The following is a 2,509-nucleotide window of genomic DNA, read 5'->3' on the forward strand; positions in this document are numbered from 1 at the left end:
ACAATAACAGAAGGTAATAGATTAAAAGTTAGGGATTCTCTATAGTAAGTATAAATAAAAAGCTATAAAGTAATTCAAATAATAGTTCCAGAGTAAGAGTGTGTTTTTCGAAAATTCTTCGATTAAAACACACTCTTTTTCAGTTCTTATCCTTGATAGGCAGCAATTCTTTGTAAAACATGAGATGTGATATCATAAAATATATCCAAATAGAAATTGCAAAATATTACCGATAACTCATTCAATGGAATAAGGACTGAACGAGATATTGCATTAATCCATGGATAATAATGATAAGCCATACATTCCAATAACGCGCCAATATGTATCCAAGGAATAGACCTACGATACCAAGGTTTGTTATAATAGCTGCTATATCAACACCACAATGACCAGAGCCATGAATTGCAATATGCCAGCTCGCCCAAAGAATTGGAGTAATATTGCTGGCCATGTCCCTAATTACATTTTCAAACTCTGTAAAAAAGTTTTCTATCTACTTTTTAGCTTCATCACTCATTTCAATGATATGAGTCCAATATTTTTTTGTAATCGGATCATATTCTACCCTAACTGTGACATTCTTTTGAGCATCTGTGTTTACATATCCTTCAATCGTTAGGGCATGAATTGCATTTGATGATCTATTTTCTTTTTTATAGGAACTCGTATGCTTGTCAAAGACTTGTTCAACAATTGTTAAATCAAAGTTATACTCATTTTTCATATACTGAATCGCTTTCGATTCAGAAATATTACGGATATTCATTTCTTCCTCTGGTGTAAGAGCCAACTGCTTTTCTAACTCTACAGCATGTTGGTTATCTGTAGATAGATTTAGAACACCTGTATTTTCTTCTGAATTATAATCTACCAGCCACTTTTTATCTTTGTAGTACGCTTCGACAGAGGATTTGCATGAAAATCCGCTCTTTCCTTCATTTTGTGCATCACAGCTAACTAACTCAAAATGAATATTTATTTTGGAATATTCCGGACTTCCTGTACCTTCATTCGCTTGCACCCTACTTGCCTTTGTCACATATGTAATCTTTATTGGACCATTAGTTTTTTCAACCTCATGTTTTACTTTTTCTTCAATACGTTGTTCCTGAACCTGTTTCGCGAAAATGTAGTTCTCCTCATACAAATGATACATTGCTAAAGGAACAAATAAAGCAAGCCCTAAAACGAAACAAGAAAGTGCATAATAAGCCAACATTCGCTCTGTAGTATATATACGGAGACAGGAAAGTACAACACGAATATATACTAAAGGTAAAGCGATATAAAAAATAGGTACTGAAAAGTAAAATGTAAAGGCTGTAATTAGAAAAATCCCCCCGAGTAACTCGGTATATCGCGGAATACCTATACTGTATACTGCTAAAATCAAAAACCAAATGTAACTTGTTGATACAAGAAAAGCAATTCTATAATACTTCTTACTTTTTAAGTTTTTCTCTTCCATTTCCCCACCATCTTTGCAAAATTGAAGCTGTGCTATCCGTTACAACTTAAAACAAACTATTTCTTACATTCAGTTTCTCAAATGAATGTAAGAAATACAAGAACAAACTCCATTCATTAGCTTGGTTTCATAACTCATGTGAAAATGATATGATTGCATTGTCAATATTATCTAATTACTAAAATATATTACAAGGAAATCACAAAGAGGAGGAGAAATCATGGGTTTTTTCAGTAGATTTTTTAAAAAGGTGGAACAAGTAAACAATAAAGAGGCCACTATCCATGAATTAGATGAAGAATTGTATATTGAATCCCCACTAGAAGAAGCCAATAGCTATTGGGTCTCAATGGCACAAAATTTACTTATTAATACTGTAAAAGCCGCTGGAAATAATGTGGAGCGTGCTTTTTTATTGCTTAATATGAAAAAGGGAGAGGCTTCATTTGATATTTTTTATCAAATAAACGGACAATTGTATTTTTGGGATCAAATAGAAAATCAGGAAATAAAAAATAGAATTAAAAATGAGTTATTACCACAAGCTTCGGAAGTTTCAGATGCTGTAAACCAACACTTTATCGAAGCAGATCATCCTACAATTTCGTTTGCAGAATTACAATTTGAATGGGAAACAAAAGCTTGGTTTTCGCACATTATCTGGGAAGATGACCCAGCCTCTCAATTACCAAAGGCTCAAATATTAAACGAATGGTATAGCCTAATTAACAAGGAAATAGACGGTAAACCACTTGATAGCGATATAAAATTTTCTTGGTATCCATCAAACTCTTAATAATCTAACAGTATCTAAAATAGGGGACATTGTTCCGACTAGTTTAAATATAGTTAGTTAATAACCTTAAAAAAATAGAGACTACTTATAATAGAAAAATTCAATTTAAAGGAGGTATTAAATGAAATGGCTATTAAAAACCTTAAAACCAATGAAAATTCCGAATTAGAAGGAGAAGCCTATTTCGAATTATTTGATCAAAATATTCTGGTATACATAGACCAAGATGCAGATATCGAATA

At 32.2% G+C, this 2,509-nt stretch carries 2 protein-coding genes and 1 pseudogene; 1 reads left to right on the forward strand and 2 read right to left on the reverse strand.

Annotated elements, in window-relative coordinates; genetic code table 11:
• Positions 1 to 241: 241 nt before the first annotated feature.
• Positions 242 to 462, reverse strand: a pseudogene (locus tag AB3X48_RS21020) (CPBP family glutamic-type intramembrane protease); the annotation flags it as partial.
• A 34-nt stretch (positions 463 to 496) separates the two neighbouring features.
• Positions 497 to 1,471 (reverse strand): hypothetical protein, encoded by a 975-nt coding sequence (locus AB3X48_RS21025; RefSeq protein ID WP_367959904.1) that lies wholly within the window; start codon positions 1,469 to 1,471, stop codon positions 497 to 499.
• Between the two features lie 220 nt (positions 1,472 to 1,691).
• Between AB3X48_RS21025 and AB3X48_RS21030 the strand changes: the two genes are divergently transcribed.
• The gene (locus tag AB3X48_RS21030) at positions 1,692 to 2,267 is read left to right on the forward strand and encodes a hypothetical protein (protein WP_016105477.1); all 576 of its coding nucleotides are present in this window, start codon (positions 1,692 to 1,694) and stop codon (positions 2,265 to 2,267) included.
• Positions 2,268 to 2,509 lie beyond the last annotated feature (242 nt).

The sequence above is a fragment of the Bacillus sp. S4 genome, assembly GCF_040838205.1.
GTDB classification, from domain to species: domain Bacteria; phylum Bacillota; class Bacilli; order Bacillales; family Bacillaceae_G; genus Bacillus_A; species Bacillus_A cereus_U.

Excerpts from the sequence above, each read along its gene's own strand:
- AB3X48_RS21025 (WP_367959904.1), bottom strand. The coding sequence starts at position 1,471 with ATGGAAGAGAAAAACTTAAAAAGTAAGAAGTATTATAGAATTGCTTTT.
- AB3X48_RS21030 (WP_016105477.1), top strand. The coding sequence starts at position 1,692 with ATGGGTTTTTTCAGTAGATTTTTTAAAAAGGTGGAACAAGTAAACAAT.